Annotated in this window: 23 protein-coding genes; 10 read left to right on the top strand and 13 right to left on the bottom strand. The window is 49.9% G+C overall.

Going from position 1 to position 21776, the window contains the following annotated elements:
* Positions 1-22: 22 nt before the first annotated feature.
* The 4 genes from Q3O60_RS07035 to Q3O60_RS07020 form a co-directional block, all read right to left on the bottom strand.
* Positions 23-1078: a carboxysome shell carbonic anhydrase domain-containg protein gene (locus tag Q3O60_RS07035; protein WP_305893203.1), complete on the bottom strand. Its 1056-nt coding sequence runs from the start codon at positions 1076-1078 to the stop codon at positions 23-25.
* A gap of 125 nt (positions 1079-1203) precedes the next feature.
* Complete coding sequence (locus Q3O60_RS07030) at positions 1204-2088, bottom strand: DUF4097 family beta strand repeat-containing protein (protein ID WP_305893202.1); 885 nt, start codon at positions 2086-2088, stop codon at positions 1204-1206.
* Positions 2089-2267: 179 nt separating this feature from the next.
* Positions 2268-3434, bottom strand: coding sequence for a methyl-accepting chemotaxis protein (locus tag Q3O60_RS07025; protein WP_305893201.1), 1167 nt, complete (start codon positions 3432-3434; stop codon positions 2268-2270).
* Between the two features lie 202 nt (positions 3435-3636).
* Positions 3637-3894 (bottom strand): hypothetical protein, encoded by a 258-nt coding sequence (locus Q3O60_RS07020; protein ID WP_305893200.1) that lies wholly within the window; start codon positions 3892-3894, stop codon positions 3637-3639.
* A gap of 257 nt (positions 3895-4151) precedes the next feature.
* Here Q3O60_RS07020 and Q3O60_RS07015 point away from each other — a divergent pair, with 257 nt between their 5' ends.
* From Q3O60_RS07015 to Q3O60_RS07005, 3 genes are all read left to right on the top strand, one after another.
* Complete coding sequence (locus Q3O60_RS07015; protein ID WP_305893199.1) at positions 4152-4451, top strand: DUF4398 domain-containing protein; 300 nt, start codon at positions 4152-4154, stop codon at positions 4449-4451.
* A 131-nt stretch (positions 4452-4582) separates the two neighbouring features.
* Positions 4583-5521, top strand: a complete 939-nt coding sequence (locus Q3O60_RS07010; RefSeq protein WP_305893198.1) for an OmpA family protein — start codon at positions 4583-4585, stop codon at positions 5519-5521.
* A gap of 71 nt (positions 5522-5592) precedes the next feature.
* Positions 5593-6831 carry an NRAMP family divalent metal transporter gene (locus Q3O60_RS07005; protein ID WP_305893197.1) on the top strand — a complete coding sequence of 413 codons (1239 nt, stop codon included), beginning with the start codon at positions 5593-5595 and terminating at the stop codon, positions 6829-6831.
* 57 nt (positions 6832-6888) lie between these two features.
* Here Q3O60_RS07005 and Q3O60_RS07000 read toward each other — a convergent pair whose 3' ends face one another.
* Both Q3O60_RS07000 and Q3O60_RS06995 read right to left on the bottom strand, forming a co-directional pair.
* A complete protein-coding gene (locus tag Q3O60_RS07000; protein WP_305893196.1) occupies positions 6889-7140 on the bottom strand; it encodes a hypothetical protein in 252 nt (83 codons plus the stop codon).
* A gap of 58 nt (positions 7141-7198) precedes the next feature.
* Positions 7199-7975 carry an SDR family oxidoreductase gene (locus Q3O60_RS06995; RefSeq protein ID WP_305893195.1) on the bottom strand — a complete coding sequence of 259 codons (777 nt, stop codon included), beginning with the start codon at positions 7973-7975 and terminating at the stop codon, positions 7199-7201.
* A gap of 138 nt (positions 7976-8113) precedes the next feature.
* Between Q3O60_RS06995 and Q3O60_RS06990 the strand changes: the two genes are divergently transcribed.
* Positions 8114-9013, top strand: a complete 900-nt coding sequence (locus Q3O60_RS06990; protein WP_305893194.1) for a LysR family transcriptional regulator — start codon at positions 8114-8116, stop codon at positions 9011-9013.
* Here the strand turns inward: Q3O60_RS06990 and ilvN are convergent.
* Entirely contained in the window at positions 9010-9504 is a 495-nt protein-coding gene (ilvN, locus tag Q3O60_RS06985) for an acetolactate synthase small subunit (RefSeq protein ID WP_305893193.1), read from the bottom strand. The genes Q3O60_RS06990 and ilvN overlap by 4 nt on opposite strands.
* A 2-nt stretch (positions 9505-9506) precedes the next feature.
* Positions 9507-11246: an acetolactate synthase 3 large subunit gene (locus tag Q3O60_RS06980; RefSeq protein WP_305893192.1), complete on the bottom strand. Its 1740-nt coding sequence runs from the start codon at positions 11244-11246 to the stop codon at positions 9507-9509.
* Between the two features lie 309 nt (positions 11247-11555).
* Between Q3O60_RS06980 and Q3O60_RS06975 the strand changes: the two genes are divergently transcribed.
* Entirely contained in the window at positions 11556-12404 is an 849-nt protein-coding gene (locus Q3O60_RS06975) for a tetratricopeptide repeat protein (protein WP_305893191.1), read from the top strand.
* Between the two features lie 28 nt (positions 12405-12432).
* On the opposite strand, the gene Q3O60_RS06970 is transcribed toward Q3O60_RS06975, so the two are convergent.
* Positions 12433-12825 (bottom strand): response regulator, encoded by a 393-nt coding sequence (locus tag Q3O60_RS06970; protein ID WP_305893190.1) that lies wholly within the window; start codon positions 12823-12825, stop codon positions 12433-12435.
* Between the two features lie 184 nt (positions 12826-13009).
* Between Q3O60_RS06970 and Q3O60_RS06965 the strand changes: the two genes are divergently transcribed.
* Complete coding sequence (locus Q3O60_RS06965) at positions 13010-14188, top strand: methyltransferase (protein WP_305893189.1); 1179 nt, start codon at positions 13010-13012, stop codon at positions 14186-14188.
* A 39-nt stretch (positions 14189-14227) separates the two neighbouring features.
* Here the strand turns inward: Q3O60_RS06965 and yihG (Q3O60_RS06960) are convergent, their stop codons facing one another.
* The 3 genes from yihG (Q3O60_RS06960) to speA all read right to left on the bottom strand — a co-directional run bounded on the left by yihG (Q3O60_RS06960) (position 14228) and on the right by speA (position 18029).
* On the bottom strand, positions 14228-15169 hold the full coding sequence (gene yihG, locus Q3O60_RS06960) for a 1-acylglycerol-3-phosphate O-acyltransferase, YihG family (protein ID WP_369812645.1): 942 nt from the start codon (positions 15167-15169) through the stop codon (positions 14228-14230).
* A complete protein-coding gene (gene yihG / locus Q3O60_RS06955; RefSeq protein ID WP_305893187.1) occupies positions 15169-16065 on the bottom strand; it encodes a 1-acylglycerol-3-phosphate O-acyltransferase, YihG family in 897 nt (298 codons plus the stop codon). The genes yihG (Q3O60_RS06960) and yihG (Q3O60_RS06955) overlap by 1 nt, the downstream gene beginning before the upstream one ends.
* 77 nt (positions 16066-16142) lie before the next feature.
* Complete coding sequence (gene speA / locus Q3O60_RS06950; protein WP_305893186.1) at positions 16143-18029, bottom strand: biosynthetic arginine decarboxylase; 1887 nt, start codon at positions 18027-18029, stop codon at positions 16143-16145.
* A gap of 178 nt (positions 18030-18207) precedes the next feature.
* On the opposite strand from speA, the gene speE reads away from it, so the two are divergent.
* From speE to Q3O60_RS06935, 3 genes are all read left to right on the top strand, one after another.
* On the top strand, positions 18208-19074 hold the full coding sequence (gene speE / locus Q3O60_RS06945; protein ID WP_305893185.1) for a polyamine aminopropyltransferase: 867 nt from the start codon (positions 18208-18210) through the stop codon (positions 19072-19074).
* Positions 19075-19253: 179 nt separating this feature from the next.
* A complete protein-coding gene (locus Q3O60_RS06940) occupies positions 19254-19769 on the top strand; it encodes a hypothetical protein (protein WP_305893184.1) in 516 nt (171 codons plus the stop codon).
* Positions 19770-19843: 74 nt separating this feature from the next.
* Entirely contained in the window at positions 19844-20314 is a 471-nt protein-coding gene (locus tag Q3O60_RS06935; RefSeq protein WP_305893183.1) for a hypothetical protein, read from the top strand.
* Positions 20315-20354: 40 nt separating this feature from the next.
* On the opposite strand, the gene Q3O60_RS06930 is transcribed toward Q3O60_RS06935, so the two are convergent.
* Entirely contained in the window at positions 20355-21005 is a 651-nt protein-coding gene (locus Q3O60_RS06930; RefSeq protein WP_305893182.1) for a YiaD family glycine zipper/OmpA-like lipoprotein, read from the bottom strand.
* Between the two features lie 154 nt (positions 21006-21159).
* Between Q3O60_RS06930 and proB the strand changes: the two genes are divergently transcribed.
* The coding region (proB, locus tag Q3O60_RS06925) for a glutamate 5-kinase (RefSeq protein WP_305893181.1) at positions 21160-21776 on the top strand (617 nt) is incomplete at its 3' end.

Below are 21776 nucleotides of genomic sequence, written 5' to 3'. Positions count from 1 at the left end.
ATGGGGAAATGTGTAAATCAATTTACAACTGCGGCTGCCAGTACAAGGCTCGCTCAGGCCAGTGCAGGGTGGCCTGCCGACCATGCATTTTTTTCGCCAGCGCAGGATCGAAATCCGCCACTACTTTGGCAGCAAACTGATAGAGGAAGGCCGACTTCAGGGCTGCTCTGGCCTGATCTGGCCCCAGCTGCTGGTATGGCGCAGATGACAGCAACAAAAACCCATCATCCGCAATGCGCCCTGCCCGCATATTTTCAGCAATAATTGCCGCAGCCTGACGGATGGGCTGTGCTAAATCCGGGCTAAAGGGGCCGATAATCAAGGCGGTATTGGGCACATGCAAAAAATCAAAGCCACGACCAATACATAGCATCCACTCCCGGTGCTCACTATCTGGCTGGCGCCGATGCTGTCGCATCGCTGCGATATGAGCCAGATTGCCCTGCACCAAAGGCAGCAGATCCTGCACTAGCTGCGCTGGCATATCCGGCAACAATTGCCGGACTAACTCAGGCGCTCTGCTTTGCTGCAATGCAGACATTGAAGCCAGATCTAACTGTTGTTCAGAGCCGTGCAGTACCAATGCATCCAGATCGGTTTCAAAACCGCATACCAGGGGATACAACCAGTGCTGATTGGGGTAGAGCTGACGGAATTGTTGCTGTAATAATCTGGCCTGTTGTTCGGCTGCTGCCCGATCACAATCAAAACCAGCGCAACCACGCTGCTTATTGCCTTTGGAAAAGTGGTAGCTGATCAACACCAGAACCGGCCGGCCTTGCTGCCAGGCGGCTTGCACCTGCTCAGCCAGTAGGTCGCCTAAATAAGGCCAGCCAAGATCAAAGATACCGCCCAGATTACGAAATGGCTGAATCACCCCTGTTGGAATACGAGTAGCATGCGGTAAGTGAATGCGCCCATCCATGCATTTAAAAGCAATAATAGCGGTCGGGTGGAAAGCCTGATACTGCCGACGCAGCTGACGCTGCTGCTCACTGATAAAATCTTGATGGTAGTGGCTAGCCAGTTGTTGCAGCCAGTTAAGTTTATCGGTAATGGGAGCAAGATGCATGGTCATGCGGTGGTGTCCTGGCCTTTGCGTGTTATTAACACTAGCAGGCCAGGCAACTGCTGCAAGGCGACTTTGGTCGCATCAATGATGTCAAAAACCCGGCAACTGCTGAGTGCCAGGCCAAAAGTTATTTAGCGGGAAGGCAAGCGCACCTGACCACCTACATCCTGATGACGGACTGAGCCACTGCCTTTGCGCTCCAGGCTCAGGTCACCATCAATGCGCTCAGCCCGAATACTGCCTGAACCGATAGAGCCAAACTCCGCATTACCTTTTACATCGCTAACGCGCACCGAGCCAGAGCTGATACGATCAACTTTTACGGAGCCATGCACGTCACTGGCACGCATTTGGCCAGAGCTTAAGCTTGCTAAGGTGACATCACCCGCTGCGGTTTCAATACTGAGCTGACCTGAGCTTACACTGCTGGCTTGCACCGAACCCACCTGATGCAACCGGACCTGTCCAGATGACAGCGCATTCAATTGCACCGGCCCTGCCTCTGTGATGGTGAGCTGACCACTGGATACAGAACCGCTTACCGGACCAGCAATATCGTTAGCCTGTACCCGGCCCGAGCTTAATACCAATTCTAAACCTGCAATATTTTCAACGCTGGCCGAGCCAGAGCTCAGTGTTAAATCCAGTAAAATACTGGCTGGCACCTCGATGGTTAAATCAAACCATGCATAGCTGCCACCCCGACCAAATAAGCCGGAACTGAACTGATTCGATCGCCGCTCTGGCAACAGCTGCAATTGAGTCGACTGACCTTGTTGCCTCGTATCCAGCCGCAGTTCATCCAACCGCTTTTGTGACGAGGCGCACAGCCGGGCAGTCACCGCAACCTGGTCGCCCGAGCCGCCCACTAGTTTTAGTTGGTCAGAGCTCATGGTCAACTGCAAGCGTTGCACATCATTTAGCGTTACCTGTTGCTCTGAGCTGTATTCACATCGTTCATTCGCCAAAACCGAGCCTGAGCTCAGCGCTAGTATTGCCAGTGCTAATTTCCACATTATCATTTCCTCTTTTGTTTGAGCCTATCCAGCTCTAAACTCAAAAGCAAAGAACGGGCCAAAAACAATAGCATTATTTATCAGACACTTACCCCAGAGCCCATTTGTTGTACACCTCCTGAGATCAGCAAATCCGCCATTTATTGGCGGATTTCAAAGCCGATAACCTTGTTTGGCTTTTATAACTTACTTAAAGCAGCATCAAGAGTGTCAGAAAGGTCTTTAAGCTCCCTGGACTTAGCGAACAATGAATCAGCTGTTTCTGAAGACTTTGAGCATTCTAAGCTTAAAGTCTCAGAGCCTTTTGACAGGTCTGCAACTGCATCCAGCTGCTGCTGCAGACTAATTTTTACCATGTCTAACTCATCAGAAATGCTGTGCACTGAGCTTAAAACCTTTTGCACTGATTGTGATGAATCATTTGATAAAACCACTGCTTCATCAGTTAACTCTAATGCATGCTCACCATCCTGTCCCGCAGTTTTAATCAAGGCACGAAGGCTTGATGTCATTTCGGTGATTTCAGTTGTAGACTCTCTGGTTTTTTGTGCCAGCGAACGGACCTCATCAGCGACAACAGCAAACCCTCTCCCTTGCTCACCAGCACGCGCAGCTTCAATAGCAGCATTTAAGGCAAGCAAGTTCGTCTGATCAGCAATATCGTCAATTATTTTGGCAAAGCCATCTATGTTCTTTGCGCCAACCTCAACACTTTCAAAGTTCTTATCAAACAAGCTTACAGCTTCTTTAACCTGATGAAGTTTTAAAGTCAAATCCTCGACCAGACTCTCCGCACGGTCTGAGTTGTCACTAGCTTGCCCTGCGTTTTCGGTAAGCTTCTCAATAGTCGCGTTTAATTCACCCATGGTTCCAGTTAGCTCTTCTGAGGTGCTCGCCACTTGGTTGGATCTCTCATCCAAGTTATCAGATAAGCGCCTGACACTTGCTGACAATGATTCTACATCCGAACTAATTTTAACTAAACCATCACCACTACTTGTTACTTGGGCAACCACTCTGTTCAATCTCGCAATAGCAGTATTGAAGTTTTTACCAATCTCAGCGAATTCATCTTGGCTGTTAATTCGATTTTTTATATCAAGATCTCCATCAGCAACAGCTTTGGCGATTAAACTTAACTCTTTTAACCCTGCTAAAATACTCGCCCTGCTTAAAAAAAACATAGCAATCAAACCAGCAACCAGGAAAAATGCAACTGGGATTGCCCACTTGCCGAGTTGAAAAACATGAAGTTCTGCGAGCAAATATAAAACTGCGGCTAGTTGCCCCATGAGCGCATTAACCAACACCAATGTTTTAATCTGAAATCGTCGAAATAAGTCCATAAACCACTCAATAAATGGATGAATATTACAATTCAAATAAATTTATTGAGTAGCTTAATGCAAAGAAATCTTTTTAGCAAAACCTGCAATAACAGCTGGCTCCGGCATGATTACGAATGAACCTTTGGTAGAAAAATTAAAACCACATACCCAAGTATATTAGGCTTAAATGAAGGGGGCGATCTTAAAACAAATTAGGTTTCTAACTCAGCCAGGGGGTGTCTGGCAGTAAAGCCAGATGCTGACAATAGCGGGGCATATTAAAGCTTTCTTTATGCTCAATCACCGCTTCCATTTCTGGCGCCAGTGCGCAAGCCATCAACTCAATGGCATCTTCCCGGCTATGACCTGTCAGCTGCAAGCGCATCAGCGTTTCAGTGGTTTCTTTCGGGTAGCGGTCGGCCAATTGATTTTCAATCACTTCAAATAATAAGGCTTGATCCAGCTGCGCATCGTCCATGTGAGTTCCTCTGCTAAGGATAGAGGCTTTTATTATGGCGGATCCATCAGCCCTTGTCAGGCCAGAGGCGTGGAAAAGTGTCGCTGACGTCCTACCTTCCTACCCACATCGGCTTGACATTAAACAGCATTATGCGCGCCAGCGCACAGATAGAGCTACGTTACTCCGGCATACTTTTTATTTAGACATGTTGTTTTATTTAGACATAGAGAGCTCGGCGCACTTTTGCACCAGCCCAGGTATAGCAGGAGTTATCAATGAAATCCCTTTGCAACAACCCACTACAACAAGCAACCAAGGCGTTATCGGTCGTGCGTCCTGTTCAGCGCTGGCTGTTGGTTGGCGGTACTCTGCTTATTCTGATTGCCTGCACATCTCCGGCTCAAGCTCCCAGTGCTGAACTGGCTGCCGCAGAGCGTGCTATTGGTACTGCCGAACGAGCACAGGTCACCCGCTATACCAGTATCGAATTGGATACAGCACGTCAGGAATTGATAGCGGCTCGTGCGGCGTTAACCGCAGAGAATATGCCGCAAGCTGAGCGTCTGGCCGTGTAAGCACAGCTAAGTGCCGAGCTGGCAATGGCTCGGGCTGAGCTACTGAAAGCTCAGGAGATCAATAAAGACATGCAGCAAAGCATTGAAGCGGTCAAGCAGGAAGCACAGCGGAATCAATCAGGAGCCAAGCTATGAAACCTTCACTTCGTTTTCGCAAAACCCTGCTCAGCCTGAGCCTGACAGCAGTGTTTTTAGCCGGCTGTGCCAGCTCCCCACAAAGCCCGGATGGCGCAGCCAATGTGCGTCAGCAACTAACACAATTACAAGCGGATCCAACTCTGGCAGTGCTGGCTCCACTGGCTATAAAAGAAGCGGAGCAGGCGGTGGTAATCGCTGAGCAGCCAGAGAGAGATCGTGCGCTGGCTGAGCACAGGGTATTGTTGGCAGAGCGAAAAGTAGAACTGGCGCATACTCAGGCGCAAACCCGTCAGTTAGAACAACAACGCTCGGATTTAAGCCAACAGCGCGATGAAGTACGATTAGCTGCACGAAGCCGTGAGGCTGCCAGCGCCAGAGCCGATGCCAGTGGTGCACGCAGTGAGGCGGAGCAGGCCAGACAACAGGCGAAACAGGCAGCACACCGGGAAGATATGGCACGGTCCGAAGCGGAAAGCGCCCGGGATGATGCCCGCTCTGCCCGCCAGCAAGCCGATCAGTCAGCTGCAGCCGCGACTGAATTGCGAGCACAAATCGCCGAACTGAATGCAAGACCGACCGATCGTGGTTTGGTCGTGACCCTGGGCGATGTGTTGTTTGATACCGATCAGGCTAGCCTGAAAGACGCCAGCAGCAACCATCTGGAAAAGCTCGCCCGGTTTTTAAATGACCATCCGGAACGTACTGCACTGATTGAGGGGCATACCGATAATGTCGGCTCCGCTGAGTACAATACATTGTTATCACAACGTCGTGCGGATGCCGTCAATGATTTTCTGGTGGCACAAGGCATCGCTGGTAGCCGGCTTAAAACCTCTGGCAAAGGCTTAGGGACGCCACTCGCCAGTAATGATTCGGCGCAGGGTCGTCAGCAAAATCGTCGGGTGGAAGTGATTATTTCTACCATTGAGTAGTAATTGTCGCTGACGGTATCCATTGTTTGCTGCTAAGATGATTTCTTTGAAAATCAACTGAATGCCGCACTATGTTGTCCACACTCAAAAGCAAGCTAGCTACCCTGGGCCCTGGTCTGTTGATGGCGACCGCCGCCATTGGCGGCTCACATCTGGTGGCTTCCACTCAGGCTGGTGCTTTATTTGGCTGGCAGCTCATTTGGCTGATTTTGCTGGTCAATATACTAAAATACCCGTTCTTCCGTTTTGGCGTGCAGTACACCCTGGATAATCAACAAAGTCTGCTGCAGGGTTATCAGCAAAAAGGCCGGGGTTACTTCTACAGCTTTATTGTATTGAACCTGATTGCTGCGGTGGTGAATACAGCAGGCGTCTTACTACTGACCGCCAGCTTACTGCACTATGCGCTGCCATGGCAGGTTTCAGTGACCTTATTGTGCTGGCTGATTTTAGCTGTCTGTCTGATGATTTTGCTGCTGGGCCACTACAAGGCTTTGGATGCCGCTGCAAAAATCATCATGCTGCTGCTGACGATCACCACCGTTTTCGCCGTCATTATTGCCGCCAGCAATGGTGCCACTGCACCAGTAGATTATGCCGGTCCTTCCCCCTGGCAACTGGCGATGCTGGGTTTCTTAGTGGCGTTGATGGGCTGGATGCCCGCGCCAATTGAAATTTCAGCCATCAGCTCGTTGTGGTTAAAAGCAAAGCTGCGGCAACAACCCATTTCACGGCAACAAGGGTTATTCGATTTTAACCTGGGCTACTGGGTCACCGTCAGTCTGGCGCTGGTGTTTGTCTCGCTTGGAGCCCTGGTGCAATATGGCAGTGATCAACCCATTGCTCTGGCCGGTGCGGCCTTTGCCCAGCAGTTGATTGGTATGTACAGCGCCACCATTGGTGACTGGACCCGACCACTGGTCGCCTTGATCGCTTTTTTGTGTATGTTTGGCACCACCCTGACCGTGCTGGATGGCTATGCCCGTTCTCTGAATGAATCCTTCCGCTTGCTGGGATGGCAGTCCTCAAACAACCGCATCAGCCAGCCGTGCTGGCTAGTGGCTCAGGCTCTGTGTGGTATGGCCGTGATCTTGTTCTTCCGTTCAGCGCTTGGTCCTATGCTAACTTTCGCCATGACACTGGCCTTTTTAACCACGCCGGTGTTTGCCTGGCTGAATTTCAGTTTGATGCGCAATAACCCGACACGGCCACTCAAACCGTTGTTGGTCTGGTGGAGCTGGCTGGGGCTGGCCTATTTGGTCGGTTTTGCCGTGCTGTTTTTGCTGTGGTACAGCAAGTTGTTGCAGTAAATCAAGCGAACTTCTACTATGGAATCATCTACCGCTACCGCGCTGATGGGCAGCCTATTATTTAGCATAGCGCCAAATCAGCAAGGCAGCCGCTGCGAGTGGTAAAAATACCAGCAAAAAGAACGGCACTTCTTGCATAAAGGTGTAGCCTGCCTTTGTCACCCCTACCCACATATTGACCGCGGCGACCATAAACCAGATTGGAATAAAGCACAGTGCTGCCAGGCCGATAGCTTGACGCCAGTAGCCAAGTAGTAGACATGCAGCCAGCAGCAACAAGCCACCGGCCAATACCATGATCGTATGCATAACATGCTCCTTAATCAGGCCGCCAACAGGCGGCCCTAATCCGTTTGCTCTCACCAACTTACTTGGTGGTATAGCCACCATTTGCCAGTATAGTCTGTCCGGTGATCCACCACCCCTCTGTCACCAAAAAGCGGATCATGGGGACAATGTCTTCAATTTCTGTTAAGCCGGTTTTGCTAAATGGCGATAAAGCGGCTGCTGTTTTGTAGTAAGCCACCGCTTCAGCACTTTCCTGACCATAAAAGAAGGGGGTATCCATCGGGCCAGGGGCGACAGCCGTCACGGAAATACCACGCGCGCCTAACTCTTTGGATGCAGCCCGGGTAAAGTGTTCCACCGCGGCTTTGGCGCCGGCATAGGTCGAGTAAAAAGGTGTATAAGCACCTAATAAGGAGGTGGCCAGGGTGCAAATTTTACCGTTGTCGGTCAGATGCTTGCCTGCTTCTTGCAAAAAGAAGAAAGCGGATTTACTGTTCACGGCAAACATGGTGTCGTACTCGGCCTCAGTGACGTCCGAAATCGGCTTTTTCAGTACCTTACCAACGGTATTCACCGCGATATCTATACGACCAAAGTGCGTCAGTGCATGCTCAAACAATGACTGTACACCGGCAGCGCTGGTCATATCTGCCTGAATGGCGACAGCCTTTGCCCCAAGTGCTTTTACCGCATTGACCGTCTCGGTCGCCTCGGCCTCTGTCGCGGCACTATGGTAGTGGACTGCAATTGCACCTGCACCATGCGATGCAAAATCCCGGGCGATTAAACCGCCCAGATTTTTCGCCCCGCCAGCAATAAGAATTACTTTTTCATTTAAACTGTGATTTGCGCTCATAACGTGTTCCTCTGATGTGAAGTTAGTGCCTGCCATCTCGGTTGCAGCAAGCCTGTTCACTATGGTTTATTCAATTAGAATGATAAATGACCAATTTACGGCTACACTGTTCATGATTTACGAACAATCAGGTGTACTATGGATCGACTTAAAACCATGGAAATATTTATTCAGGTTGCGCAAATGCTTAGCTTCAGCCGGGCGGCAGAGGTGCTGCAACTGCCTCGTTCCAGCGTGTCCAACGCTATTCAGTCGCTGGAAGCCCATCTGCAAACCAGGTTGCTGCACCGCACCACCCGAAAAATCCAGCTGACAGCCGATGGTGAAATGTATTACGACTGGTGTCGGCGGTTGCTGGCCGATATCGAAGATACCGAGCAACGCCTGCGGGTTGGCAGTTCATCACCCAGAGGCCGCTTGCGTGTCAGCGTGCCTTCACGACTGGCTAGCCATCTGATTGCTCCGCAAGTGCATCACTTCTTGCAGCTGTATCCGGATCTGGAGCTGGAAGTCAGCAGCACAGACAGACCTGTGGATTTAATCCCGGAAGGCATTGATTGCGCCATTCGGGTCGGCAATCTGCATGATGAGAACCTGGTAGTCCGCCACCTTGGTGTCTTGCCGCAAGGAACCTATGCCAGCCCGGCTTATATTGAGCAGTTCGGGCTGCCGACCAGCATAGATGCGCTGGAGGCCCATCAGTCAATCCATTACCTGTCTCCGGCCAGTGGCCGGTTGCTGGAGCTTGATTTTGTGGTGGATGGGGAGTTGGTCCGGGTAAAAATGTCGGGCCGACTGGCCGTCAATTCAGTAGAAAGCTACATTGCTTGCTGTTGCGCGGGTTTGGGCCTGATCCAAATCCCCAGGTTCGATGCGGCAGAGTTGGTCAGGCAAGGTCAACTCACTGAAGTACTACCAGAGCTGGCACCTGAGTCGATGCCTATTGCGGCAGTGTACCCGGACCGGCGCTATGTATCACGCAGAGTCCGGGTGTTTATTGCCTGGATGCAGCAGCTGGTGCAGAAAGGCTGCTGTTAGAGTGTCAGCGTTTTCTCACCACGGGAAATACCCGATACCCCTGAGCGGGCCACTTCCATGATGACGGAGCCTTTAAGCGCTTCGATAAAGGCATCCAGCTTATCCGAGGTGCCCACCACCTGAATGGTAAAGGTTTTGGCCGTGACATCAATGATTTGACCGCGAAAAATATCGGCGCAGCGTTTCACTTCATCGCGCTGCTCGTTGCTGGTCGCCTTGACCTTGATCAGCATCAACTCGCGCTCAACATGCGCGCTTTCGCTTAAGTCCTGCAATTTGACCACTTCGATCAGCTTATGCAAGTGTTTGGTGATTTGCTCTATCACCTGATCATTGCCATGCGTCACCAGAGTCAGCCGCGACATAGTTGCATCCTCAGTTGGTGCCACCGTCAGTGAGTCAATGTTGTAGCCGCGCTGCGCAAAGAGCCCGACTACACGCGCCAGGGAACCCGATTCGTTTTCCAGCAAAACAGAAATAATATGACGCATGCTCAGGTCCTCTTAGTTTTGCTTAAGAACATCTCATGCATGGCGCCACCAGGCACATGCATCGGATAAACGTGCTCTTTCGGATCGACGTGAATATCCAGAAAGACCAATTGGTCTTTCAGAGCAAAAGCTCGCTCCAGCGCTGGCTCCAGCTCTTCAGGTTTGGTCACCCGAATGCCAACATGGCCATAGGCCTCGGCCAGTTTGACAAAATCCGGTAGCGAATCCATGTACGAACTGGCATAACGTGACTCGTAGTTCATATCCTGCCACTGCTTCACCATGCCCAGATAGCCATTGTTCAGATTGATAATTTTCACTGCCAAACCATACTGCTTGCAGGTCGACAGCTCCTGAATATTCATCTGAATAGAACCCTCACCAGTGACACAGACCACATCGGCATCCGGGTAATTTAGTTTGACTCCCATAGCGGCGGGTAAACCAAAGCCCATGGTGCCAAGACCACCTGAGTTGATCCATCGGTTCGGTTTATTGAACTTGTAATACTGGGCAGCAAACATCTGGTGCTGACCGACATCACTGGTGACATAGGCTTCGCCTTTGGTAATACGACTCACCGCCTCAATCACCGCCTGTGGCTTCAATACTGGCGTATCTTGCTGGTACTCGCCGCCGTGTACCGAGCGCCATGCTTCAATTTGCTGCCACCAGCTCTCCAGTGCTTTGCTATCTGGCTTGGTTTTCTTCTGCTCCAACTGCGCGACCATGGCTGCCAACACCGGTTTCACCAAGCCGACAATTGGAATATGGGCATTGATGGTTTTTGAAATACTAGCCGGATCGATATCAATATGAATGATGGTGGCATGCGGGCAAAACTTTTTGGTGTTGTTGGTGACCCGATCATCAAAACGCGCTCCCACCGCCAGAATGACGTCAGCATGATGCATGGTCATATTGGCCTCGTAGCTACCATGCATGCCCAGCATGCCAATAAATTGTGAATCATCGGCCGGATAAGCTCCTAACCCCATCAACGTATTGGTGACCGGATAATTCAATTTCCGGGCCAGTGCAGTCAGCTCTTCGGATGCTTGCCCCATAATGACACCACCACCACTATAGATGATGGGCCGCTTGGCCTGCAGCAAGGCAGTAACCGCCTTTTTAATTTGGCCCGGGTGACCGGCAGCTGTGGGGTTGTACGAACGCAGCTTCAGCGTTTCCGGGTACTGATACGGGTACCTCTCGTTCGGCATGGTCATGTCTTTCGGAATATCCAGCACCACTGGGCCAGGCCGGCCACTTTGCGCAATATAGAAGGCTTTTTTGATCAGATAAGGGATATCTTCCGGCCGCCGCACCGACATATTGTGTTTTACAATCGGGCGGGAAATACCCAGCATATCGGTTTCCTGAAAGGCATCACCACCAATCAGATGGCTCATCACCTGACCGGTCAAGACCACCATTGGAATAGAATCCATATAGGCGGTGGCGATACCGGTGACTGCATTGGTGGCACCAGGGCCAGAAGTCACCAATACCACACCAGCTTTACCACTGGCACGAGCGTAGGCATCGGCCATATGGGTCGCCGCTTGTTCGTGGCGCACCAGCACATGCTTCACTTTACTTTGTTGAAACAGGGCATCATAAATGTGCAGTACTGCTCCGCCCGGGTAGCCGTAGAGATACTCTACGCCCTCATCAGCCAAGGCCCGGATCACCATGGCGGCGCCAGACAGCATCTCAGTTTTGGTATTCTGGCTTGTCATTGTTCAATTCTCTTTTTTAGCTACAGCAAAGCATCATATCCTGCATAATGCAGGCGATGAGATCAGGGTTTGCACCAAGGCAAACCTGTTATCGAACGTGGTTGGTTGAGGGTGGCGGTCGTTGACCTGCCTGCGGCCTGATTGTGTTTTTATATTAAAGCCGTCTGTATGGCTCTAACTTTACGAGATCCTACCCGCAATGTCGATGCTTTTCGCCAACTTTTGCCAGCCCGCTGACCGGCTTTCGCCTTGTAAAACGGATCCATCGACCTCATAGTAATCATTAATACGGTTAACCAGGGTAATGTTGTGTCCGAAGCTCAAATTTTTGATGTCACTATCGATAACGTTCGTGAATTATTAGCGGCCTCGCAGCAGCGACCGGTATTGTTTTTTTTCTGGTCCGCTCGCAGCCAAGAATCGTTGCAACTGGATCAACTGCTTAGCAGCAAAGTACAGCAGGCAGCCGGTCATTTGCTGTTAGCCAAGGTCGATTGCGATCAGCAGCAAGATTTAGCGATGCAATTTGGTATTCAGGCACTGCCCACGGTATTAATTATCAAAGATGGCCAACCGGTGGATGGATTTGCCGGGCCAATGGATGCAGCAGGGCTGGATGAGAAGTTAGCGGCTTTTTTGCCAAAGCCTGAAGATGAATTAGTGCAGCAAGCACAGGCGCTGCTCGCTGAACAAAATTTCAGTGATGCCTTTCCGCTACTTAGCCAGGCCTTGCAACTGGCACCAAAACGGCCGGACATCAAGCTCTCATTGGCGGATTGTGCAGTCGAGTTAGGTCAGCTGGAGCAAGCGGGCGAATTGTTGGCTACGGTATTGTTGGAAGATCAAAATGCTGACTTTAAAGCCGTGCAATCCAAACTTGCACTGGCGAAAGAAGCTGCTGATACACCAGAAATTCAAGCACTTGAAACCGCATTGGCGGCGGAACCAGATAACATGAACCTGAAAGAACAGCTGGCCGTGCAATATCAGCAAGTGAAACGATCGGCTGAGGCGCTGGAATTGCTGTTCAGTATCTTGCAGAAAGACTTGGCGTTTTCAGAAAGCCGTAAGTTGTATCTGGATATTCTGGCAGCCATGCCGCAGGGCGATGCCACCGCCAGCAGCTATCGACGTAAGCTGTATAGTTTGTTGTATTAGTCAGGAAATAGAGTCGGATTGAGCGGGCTTATTCAACAGCAATGGTCCGCTGCCAAATAGCCTCAATTTGCTGAGATAAGGTCATGGGATCAAACGGCTTCACCACCACATCAACCGCCCCCAGATCTTTGTACGACTGCACTTCATTGCTTTGCACTTTGGCCGTCATAAAGATCACGGGTACCTGACTTAAGTCATAACGCTGTTGCAGTTGCCGCAAGGTTTCCGGGCCGTCCATCTCTGGCATCATCACATCCATCAGTAACAACTGCGGCTCAAACTTACTAAATTGTACCAGTGCATCAGGCCCTGTCGGGCAGGTCAGCACCTGAAAACCACCCACCGCCTCTAAAGCAATCTTGGTGACTTGCTGAATGGACGGATCATCTTCCACATGCATAATTCGTTGTAGTGTCGCCATTACGTATCCATTATCTGTTTATGCTGAGGCGAATACCAATCCGTACAAGCTATAGATCACTCAGCAAGTGCCAAACAGATAGGTATACGATCGCTGCGGACTGTCGGCCAACAGACAAAACCACTATAATGCAGTTTTTACACGCAAGCAAAGTTCTCTTTGTTGCCCCGGAGTTCAAGTACACATGTCCCTGCAGTCTGATTTTCAGCAGTTGCACCAGCTGTTGCGACGCTATCAAGACTATTGGCAGCTGATGCCTTTTGCTCAAAAGAGCTGGCCTTGGAGCCACCCTCAGTTGCAGCAGCAATTGGCGAGCCTGACTGATCAGCAGGTGGCAGAACTGGATCGTGACCCAGCCAACCGTCAGGCCTACTTGATCGATCTGTTTCCTGAGCTGGCTAGTTTGCCTGAAATAAAACGGCTGCCCGTTGCGCAACCAAGCCCGGAGCTGCCATTTTGGCTCAGTAACGGCATCCCCGGCCGTAAAGTGGGCCAGATCAGTCAGTTTTGCCAACGAGTCACTGATAGCTCGCTCCCTGTACTGGAGTGGTGTGCTGGTAAAGGGCATCTGGGTCGGATGCTGGCGTACAGCCAACAACGTCAGGTGCAGAGTTTAGAGTGGCAGCTCCCACTGTGTCAGCAAGGCCAGCAACTGGCAGAGAAATATCAGTTATCACAACAGTTTATTCATGCCGATGCTTTATCCGCACAAGGTTCTGCTGCGCTAAAGCCAGCCCAGCAGGTGCTGGCTTTGCATGCTTGTGGCGAGCTGCACCTGCAGCTGCTTCGAGCGGCAACAGAACACGATTGTCAGCACGTGCAACTGGTGCCTTGTTGTTATCATTTGATCCCACAACCCTTCTACCAACCCATCAGCCAACAAGGCCAGCAGAGGGATTTAGTGCTGTCGCAGCATGATTTAAAGCTGGCCGTGCAAGGGCAGGTGACCGCCGGAGCTCGTATTGCCCGGCTGCGGCACCAAGAGGTGGAGTGGCGCTTGGCTTTTCAAGCATTGCGAGCAAACATCACCGGCCAGCCGCATTATCAACCACTTAACTCCGTGGCCAAACATATTTTCAGTGGTGATTTTATTGACTTTGCCCGCTGGGCAGCAGAGCAACATCAACTGACGCTGCCAGAGGCACTGGATAGTGAATATTACCTCGAGCAAGGCAGGCAGCATGCGCAACTGGTGCGGCGCATTGAGTTGGTGCGACATCTGTTTCAGCGCCCGCTGGAGCTGTGGTTACTGCACGACCGGGCACTGTTTTTACAACAGCAAGGATATCAGGTGGAGTTGGGGACTTTTTGCCCTGCGGCTTTGACACCGCGTAACTTGATGATCCGCGCGAGTAAAGAATAGCAACGTACGAGCTTGTAACCTTAAAGCAGCAGTTTTTGATTAAGGGGTGGGGTTCACTTTGTTGCTGCTATTCGTATCAGCTGCTTGCTGTTCAGCCTGATAAAAAGCTGAAAGTTGAGCATCTTTATGTTGCCAGCGCTGATTCAACCAGTATTGAAACTGCTGTCGATAGGCATCATCGTGAAAGTAATCCCCGATCAACTGCTTCGTTACTGGCAGTCGCTCTACCTGAAACACCACCCGCTTTAACTTACCAGCCAGCATGGCCAGCACGATGTGTTTGGGGTTATCCGGATAAATAATAGTGACATCCAAAATGGCATCAAACTGCTCGCCCATACTGGCCAGGGTAAAGGCAATACCACCGGCCTTGGGGGGTAATAGATACTGAAACGAGCTTTGCTTTAACTGGCGCTTTTTCTGGCTAAAGCGGGTGCCTTCGACAAAATTGATTATCGTCGTGGGCTGGTGACGAAATGCTTCACAACTGCGACGGGTGCTGTCGATATCATGGCCTTTTAAATCCGGGTTAGCTGCCTGCTGAGCTTTGCTATACCGGCGCATAAAGGGCATACCCAATGCCCAAGCGCCTAAACCTACAAAGGGGACCCACTTCAGCTCTTGCTTAAGAAAAAACTTTGGCAATGGCATCCGGCCATAAGTAAATTGTGCCAACAACACCACATCAAGCCAGCTTTGATGGTTGGCAATCAGTAAATACCATTGCTGTTTGCTCAAACCATCAGCCGGCAGCTGTTCTTGCCACTCCAGATTATTGACCGAGCGGATAATAAAAGCATTCACTGCAATCCAGCCGGTATAGCAGCCATGCAGCGCATGGTGACAAACCCGGCGGGTTACACCAAAAGGCAACAAACGCAGTAGGCTCAGCAAGGTGACCAGCACCCCCCAAAATGCCAGGTTCAGTGCAAACAAACAAAAGCTGACAGGTACCAACACCCAAGCAGGCAGAGTAGCCATCAAGCGCGCTCCGCCCGCGACTTCATCTCTGCCAGTTGCTGATCTTTATGCTGCCAAAGTGCATTCACCCACTGCTGAAAAGATGCTCGAAACGCGGGGTCTTGATAATCACCCAATAGCTCTTGGGTGATTGGCAACACCCGTACCCGAACTTGAATGGCGTGCACCCCACCGGAAATGTAATCCCAAAAACTGGGGATCCGCTCTGGATAATGAATGGTGACATCGAGAATATGCTGCAATTGCTGGCCCATCGCCCCCAACACAAAAGCCACGCCGCCAGCTTTGGGCATTAACAGATGCTGGTAGGGCGACGCTTGTTGTTGATGCTTCTCTGGTGTCAGGCGGGTACCTTCGACAAAGTTCATCACCGTCACCGGCTTAAAACGGAATTTTGCACAAGCTTTGCGTGTGGTCTCAATATCCTTGCCTTGTAAATGCGGTTTTTTTTGCAAGATAGCTTTGCTATAGCGTTTCATAAAAGGAAAATCCAGCGCCCACCACGCCAAGCCCAAAAAGGGCACATACAGCAGCTCTTTTTTCAGGAAAAACTTGATAAAGGGAATGCGGCGATTAAACAGGTTTTGCAGCACCAGTATATCGGCCCAGGATTGATGATTGGCCAGCAACAAATACCACTCTTTTCGAGTGAGTCGTTCAACACCACTGACCTGCCACTGAATGCGGGTGAATAACCAGGTAGTAAAGTTATTGATGCTGATCCAGGCCACAGCACAACCATCCAGCAAACGATTGATAAAGCCTTGCCACGGTTTAACCGGGGGTAACTTCAGCACAGCCAGCATCATGACCGGTACAAACCAGAATAGCGTATTAACGGTATAAAATAGTAAAGCCAGTACACCTCGGACTGGCTTGGGCAAAAAATACAGCATGAATTCACCTTGCATAATGACCGATCGCCGCCATAAGCTATATCGCGACGACCGGAACAGATCAGTATGAGTGTACCTTAATCTTCAAAATAGGTGTATCCATTAACACCGGCTTTCAGCTCTTCCAATAGTTCATCACGACGTTCAGCGGTCATGTCCAAACGTTCCAACTGCGTGGTGTAGGACTGGATCAGTTTCGCTGCGTCAAAGTGCACATAACGAAGTACATCGGCTACGGTATCACCTTTAATGGCATTGGTCAGCTGATAACCGCCATCTTCGGTGAGTTCGACATGCACCGAATCGGTATCACCAAACAGATTGTGCAAGTCGCCAAGAATTTCCTGATACGCGCCCACCATAAACATGCCCAGCAGATACTGTTCATCTTCTTTGTACACTGGCATCGGCAAGCTGGTCTCAATGCCGTTGCCATCGGCATAGCTTTTTAGCATGCCATCAGAATCGCAGGTAATGTCCTGAATGATGCAGCGATGATCCAACGGCTCGTGCATCCGCTCCAGCGGCATCACCGGGAACAGCTGATCGATCCCCCAGGCATCCGGCATCGACTGGAATAGTGAGAAGTTGACGAACAACTTATCAGCCAGCTTTTCATTCAGCTCGTCATGAATCGCACGGTGTGAGCGCGAGCTTAAATCGAGGTTGTCACGCACCCGGTTAATGGTGGCGAAGTAAATTTGCTCCAGCAACGACCAATCCTGCAAATTCAGCAAACCATGCACATACTGGGTATGCGCATCACTAAAGTAATGCACGGCATCATGGTAAGCCTCGACCGCGGTGCGTGGCGTTACGTTTTTGTAGGCATCCCATAACCCCAGTACCACTGAAGGTGCATCATCACCAGGCTCCGGCAGGTATTTCAGACCCGGCGCCCGCTCAATATCAATGGCATCGGTTACCAGTACCGCGTGGTGTGCTGTCATAGCACGGCCCGATTCGGAAATAATATTTGGATGCGGCAAATCGTATTCGTCACAGACTTCTTTTAAACCATTGACCACATTACGGGCATACTCATTCATGGTGTAGTTCATCGAGCAGGTCGAACGCGAACGCGAGCCTTCGTAATCGACTCCTAAGCCGCCGCCAACATCCACGGTGTCAATAGGCACCCCTAAAATGCGTAGCTCGGCATAGTGGCGGGCACACTCGCGAATGGCGTTGTGGATATCGCGAATATTGGCAATTTGCGAGCCAATGTGGAAATGCACCAACTGCAGCAAATCCAGCTTGCCTGCTTCTTTAAGCACCTCGATGGCTTGCAACACCTGAGTAGCCGTTAAACCAAACTTGCCTTTTTCGCCGCCGGTGTTTTGCCATTTGCCTTTACCGACCGAGTTCAGTTTGATACGAATACCAATCAGTGGTGCAGCGCCCAGTTGATCAATTTCGCGCAGCAAGGTTTTCAGCTCGGACAGCTTTTCGACCACGATGTAGACTTTATGGCCCATCATCTGCCCTATCGTTGCCAACCGCAAAAACTCGCTGTCTTTATAACCGTTACACACAATGCTTAGAGGCTTATCAGAAACCCCTAAAATGGCCATCAACTCCGGTTTACTTCCAGCTTCTAATCCGACAGTACCACTGTCATGACTGAGTAACTTGGTCACCACCGAGTATTGCTGATTCACTTTAATCGGATACACCGCGGTGTAATTGCCTTGATACTCTTTTTCAGCTTTCGCCTGTTGAAACGATTTGATCAGGCTATCGATACGATGCTGCAAAATATCAGTAAAGCGAACCAGAACAGGCAGAGTGAGCCCATCCTCTTTAAACCGTTGCACCAGCTCAGGAAAGTGCACCCCATCTTTGCTGTGGTCCTGATCCGGATACGCCACCAGCTCGCCTTTATGATTGACGTCAAAATAGCCTTCACTCCAGACGGCGACATTGTAAATAGAACGTGCTTTTTCGATACCCCAATCAATCATGGTGGATCCTTAATCAATCGCAAAAAATAAAGCGAATGCTGTGGCAGGCAACAGAATTCGCGTGAATGACTCTATTTTAAGACGGATCTCACTCAGTTGCAGCAAATTGCGATCAAATATTTGTTTGTGTTGTCTGAAGCAGGCAAAATAGCGCCTGAACTGAAATAAGGGGGCGACGATGTCTGGTCTGGATGAAAAAAAATGGTTTACCGAAATCTTTGAGGCAAGTGGCAGTGTATTTGGCCTCGCCATTACCGAAAAACTGGATGAAGTGCAATCGCCGTTCCAGCACATTGAAATCTTTGATACTACTCACTTTGGCAAGTTGATGGTCATTGACGGCTGCACCATGGTCAGCACGCGGGAAAACTTTCTTTACCACGAGATGATGAGCCATCCAGCGTTATTTACCCACCCCAACCCGAAAAATGTGGTGATCATCGGTGGTGGTGATTGCGGTACTTTGCGTGAAGTGCTGAAACACCCGGGCGTGGAAAGTGTGCATCAGATCGATATCGACGAGCAGGTCACCCGCATGGCTGAAAAGTACTTCCCAGAGCTGTGCGCTTCCAACAACGATCCGCGCGCTACCATTCGGTTTGATGATGGCATCAAGTTTATGCAAGAAGCTGCGCCAGCCTCCATCGATGTGGTCATTGTCGACTCCACCGATCCGGTTGGCCCGGGCGAAGGTTTATTTAATCGTGCTTTTTACCAAAGCTGCCTGAAAGCACTGCGCCCGGGCGGTATTTTGGTACAACAAAGTGAGTCGCCGCTGATCCATTTGCAGCTACTGACCGATATGCGTCAAGCCATGCTGGATGCAGGCTTTGCTGCACTGCAAACGCTGAATTTCCCGCAAATGATTTACCCGTCTGGCTGGTGGACCTGTACGCTGGCACGCAAAGAGGAAGGCTTTAACGGCTTCCGTGAAGCGGATGCGGCCAGTGCACAATTGGATGCCGATTACTACAATGTCGATATTCACAAAGCAGCCATGGCACTGCCGAACTTCGTGCAAAAAGCCTTTGCAGGGCAGAAGTAAAACCTGCGCCAAATCAGCTAAGGGCGGGGGAATAACCCGCCTCTTTTTTATCTGTTATAAAACCTTCCCGTAAATTGTCTACCTATAAAAGCCAACAATCGAACAAAAAAATATCAAAAACTTGACAAAAAAACCCCCAATAGTTAATCTTCATTAAGTTCCAAACCCTAGGAATCCTAATGCGTGTTGTCACACTCTTGCTCGGGGGGGCTGCTTCCCAAGTTACTCGCAAAGATAGGAAAAAAGCCGAGATTGCAAAAAGCTCACGTGGCGATAATGTTACCAACATTAACCGGCTAACCGCTGCAAGAATGCGTAACGCATTAAACAAAGAGGTCATAAGACTCGAGAGCACATCCGTGCAGGATTTTCGTCAGTTACTTGAGTTTCAAGGGCAAGAAACCAATCATTTAGATGATATAACACTGACTCTTTTGTTACGTGAAGAAATACATCATCTGAGAGCGCTTACTGTTAAACTTTTACAGCAGGATATCATTGGCGCTAACACGCCTATCATCATAGCAGGTACAACTAAAGGAGCTTTGGGCATAGCAACTAAAATACTAGGCCCAACCACTGTAGCGAGCTGGAGCCCATTAGGTATAAGTGTCTGGTGGAATTGTCAGATCGGTTGCAAGATCGACTCGATTCACTTTTATGACGTAAATCAACAGATACACTTCAGACCATGAACCTCCTCAGACTCTTTTTAACCGCTTTTTTGTGTGTTAGTTGTACTAATGCTGTTGCCACTAATTATCACTTTATGGGATGCGACTGGCAAATCCCTGCTCAGTTTACACAAATCTCAGATAGAGAATTTCGTTTTGATAACTCAAAAGCAAACCAGCACAGAGAGCTTTCGAGCATTCTCTTTGGTGACTCCTTTAACCCCAATCACTTCGAAGTGTTATCACAGATTTATGGTGCCAATATTTTTGCATTTAGACATCAAAGCAACCCGGGTTTTGATATTACTTCGGTGTTTACCCGCTCCCGGCATTTATCAACAAATGAGTTAATTAGCGATATCATCACCATTAGATCTGGTGATCAATACACCTCCCTGATCGGTTTAACCGACAAAGAGGCGTCTTTATTTTTAACAAACTGCGTGGATGTCACAGTAATAGATAAGCACCAGTCGGTACTGAAGCAACTTCAACAAAACTTTACTGAGTTTAAGTCTGGCTCACATCAACTTGAAGTTATTCTTCCATCCAGTAGCAATCAATAAAAAACCTGCCGCAGCAGGTTTTTTTATTGTTTCGAATCGATCAGCTTTCCGTGATCGGTTCGATATGAATTTCCACCCGGCGATTCTGCGCCCGGTTGGCTTCAGAGGTATTGGGTACCATTGGATAGGTAGGACCAAAGCCCTGGGTTTCCAGCCGCACCGGTAAAACGCCCTGAGCCGCCAGATAATTACTCACACTATCAGCCCGCTGCACTGACAACCGCATGTTGTAATCGTAAGGGCCGGTATCATCGGTATGGCCAGAGATCACCAGCAAGGTTTTATCGTAATCGCCTAGCACCCGGGCAATATCATTCAATACCGGGTACAGGTTAGCCCGGATATCGGCACGGTTAATTTCAAACGTCAGCTGCGATGGGATTTCCAAGCGCAAATTATCGCCTTCGCGATGCACTTTCACCCCGGTACCACTCAACTCTTCCCGCAGGGCTTTTTCCTGATTGTCCATGTAGCTGCCAACCGCTGCACCAGCCAAAGCACCAACAGCAGCACCAATCACCATGCGCTTGTTTTTATGATTGCCGGTTGCTTTACCAGCAATAGCCCCTGCCACAGCACCAATGGCGGCACCACGGGCAGTATTCTGATTATCGGTGCTGGCACAACCGACTACACCACCCAACGTCATGCTACTTGCCAAGACACCAACGATCATCAATTTTTTTTGCATCTGAAACACTCCTGACTACTTTATTTGTACAGCATAGTCCCACAAGCTGAATCATGGCTGAACTATTTTTTCCTGCTAAGGATAAATAAATAGATAGACATATGGCCATCTAAAATTATAATCAGCTCAGTAAACCGTTTCTGAGCAAACAAGTATGTTAGGTCAACACTGGCGGCGTATCGTGGTTAAAGTAGGCAGCGCTCTGATTGCCCCGGATCACAAAGGCTGCTCAACCCGCTATTTACTGATCATTGCTCACTTTATCAGCGAGTGCCGCCAGCGTGGTATCGAGGTTATCTTGGTGTCCTCCGGCAGTGTCGCAGCAGGGCGCAGCGCTATTGCCTTTTCGCATCAACCATTGCCGGTGCATATTAAGCAGGCGATGGCCTCTGTTGGCCAGTATCAAATGATGCAGCACTGGCAGAGCTTGCTCGATTGCCACTGTGGCCAGCTGCTGCTGACCCACGATGATTTTCACAACCGCCGCCGATATCTGAATATTGAAAATACTCTGCGTACCTTGCTGAGCCATCAGGTGCTGCCGATCGTCAATGAAAATGACTCGGTGGCAACGGCTGAACTCAAGCTGGGTGATAACGACAACTTAGCGGCACTGGTCGCTACAGCCGTCGATGCCGATGTGTTGATCATCTGCTCGGACATTGATGGCCTGTTCAGCGCCAACCCCCGCAGCAATCCAGAGGCTCGTTTTATTGCTGAAGTTGAACGCATTACCCCTGAGATTTTTGCCATGGCAGGGGGCAGCCATCA

Origin of the sequence: Alkalimonas collagenimarina (assembly GCF_030717845.1) — a bacterium.
GTDB classification, from domain to species: domain Bacteria; phylum Pseudomonadota; class Gammaproteobacteria; order Enterobacterales; family Alteromonadaceae; genus Alkalimonas; species Alkalimonas collagenimarina.
This window is presented reverse-complemented; position numbering and strand designations above follow the sequence as displayed.

Coding starts and splice junctions, on each gene's coding strand:
- Q3O60_RS07010 (WP_305893198.1), top strand. CDS start 4,583: ATGAAACCTTCACTTCGTTTTCGCAAAACCCTGCTCAGCCTGAGCCTG.
- Q3O60_RS07035 (WP_305893203.1), bottom strand. CDS start 1,078: ATGACCATGCATCTTGCTCCCATTACCGATAAACTTAACTGGCTGCAA.
- Q3O60_RS06965 (WP_305893189.1), top strand. CDS start 13,010: ATGTCCCTGCAGTCTGATTTTCAGCAGTTGCACCAGCTGTTGCGACGC.
- yihG (WP_305893187.1), bottom strand. CDS start 16,065: ATGCTGTATTTTTTGCCCAAGCCAGTCCGAGGTGTACTGGCTTTACTA.
- Q3O60_RS07015 (WP_305893199.1), top strand. CDS start 4,152: ATGAAATCCCTTTGCAACAACCCACTACAACAAGCAACCAAGGCGTTA.
- Q3O60_RS07005 (WP_305893197.1), top strand. CDS start 5,593: ATGTTGTCCACACTCAAAAGCAAGCTAGCTACCCTGGGCCCTGGTCTG.
- Q3O60_RS06970 (WP_305893190.1), bottom strand. CDS start 12,825: ATGGCGACACTACAACGAATTATGCATGTGGAAGATGATCCGTCCATT.
- Q3O60_RS06930 (WP_305893182.1), bottom strand. CDS start 21,005: ATGCAAAAAAAATTGATGATCGTTGGTGTCTTGGCAAGTAGCATGACG.
- ilvN (WP_305893193.1), bottom strand. CDS start 9,504: ATGCGTCATATTATTTCTGTTTTGCTGGAAAACGAATCGGGTTCCCTG.
- Q3O60_RS07020 (WP_305893200.1), bottom strand. CDS start 3,894: ATGGACGATGCGCAGCTGGATCAAGCCTTATTATTTGAAGTGATTGAA.
- speE (WP_305893185.1), top strand. CDS start 18,208: ATGTCTGGTCTGGATGAAAAAAAATGGTTTACCGAAATCTTTGAGGCA.
- Q3O60_RS07000 (WP_305893196.1), bottom strand. CDS start 7,140: ATGCATACGATCATGGTATTGGCCGGTGGCTTGTTGCTGCTGGCTGCA.
- Q3O60_RS06990 (WP_305893194.1), top strand. CDS start 8,114: ATGGATCGACTTAAAACCATGGAAATATTTATTCAGGTTGCGCAAATG.
- Q3O60_RS06940 (WP_305893184.1), top strand. CDS start 19,254: ATGCGTGTTGTCACACTCTTGCTCGGGGGGGCTGCTTCCCAAGTTACT.
- speA (WP_305893186.1), bottom strand. CDS start 18,029: ATGATTGATTGGGGTATCGAAAAAGCACGTTCTATTTACAATGTCGCC.
- yihG (WP_369812645.1), bottom strand. CDS start 15,169: ATGGCTACTCTGCCTGCTTGGGTGTTGGTACCTGTCAGCTTTTGTTTG.
- Q3O60_RS07025 (WP_305893201.1), bottom strand. CDS start 3,434: ATGGACTTATTTCGACGATTTCAGATTAAAACATTGGTGTTGGTTAAT.
- Q3O60_RS06980 (WP_305893192.1), bottom strand. CDS start 11,246: ATGACAAGCCAGAATACCAAAACTGAGATGCTGTCTGGCGCCGCCATG.
- Q3O60_RS06995 (WP_305893195.1), bottom strand. CDS start 7,975: ATGAGCGCAAATCACAGTTTAAATGAAAAAGTAATTCTTATTGCTGGC.
- Q3O60_RS06935 (WP_305893183.1), top strand. CDS start 19,844: ATGGGATGCGACTGGCAAATCCCTGCTCAGTTTACACAAATCTCAGAT.
- Q3O60_RS07030 (WP_305893202.1), bottom strand. CDS start 2,088: ATGTGGAAATTAGCACTGGCAATACTAGCGCTGAGCTCAGGCTCGGTT.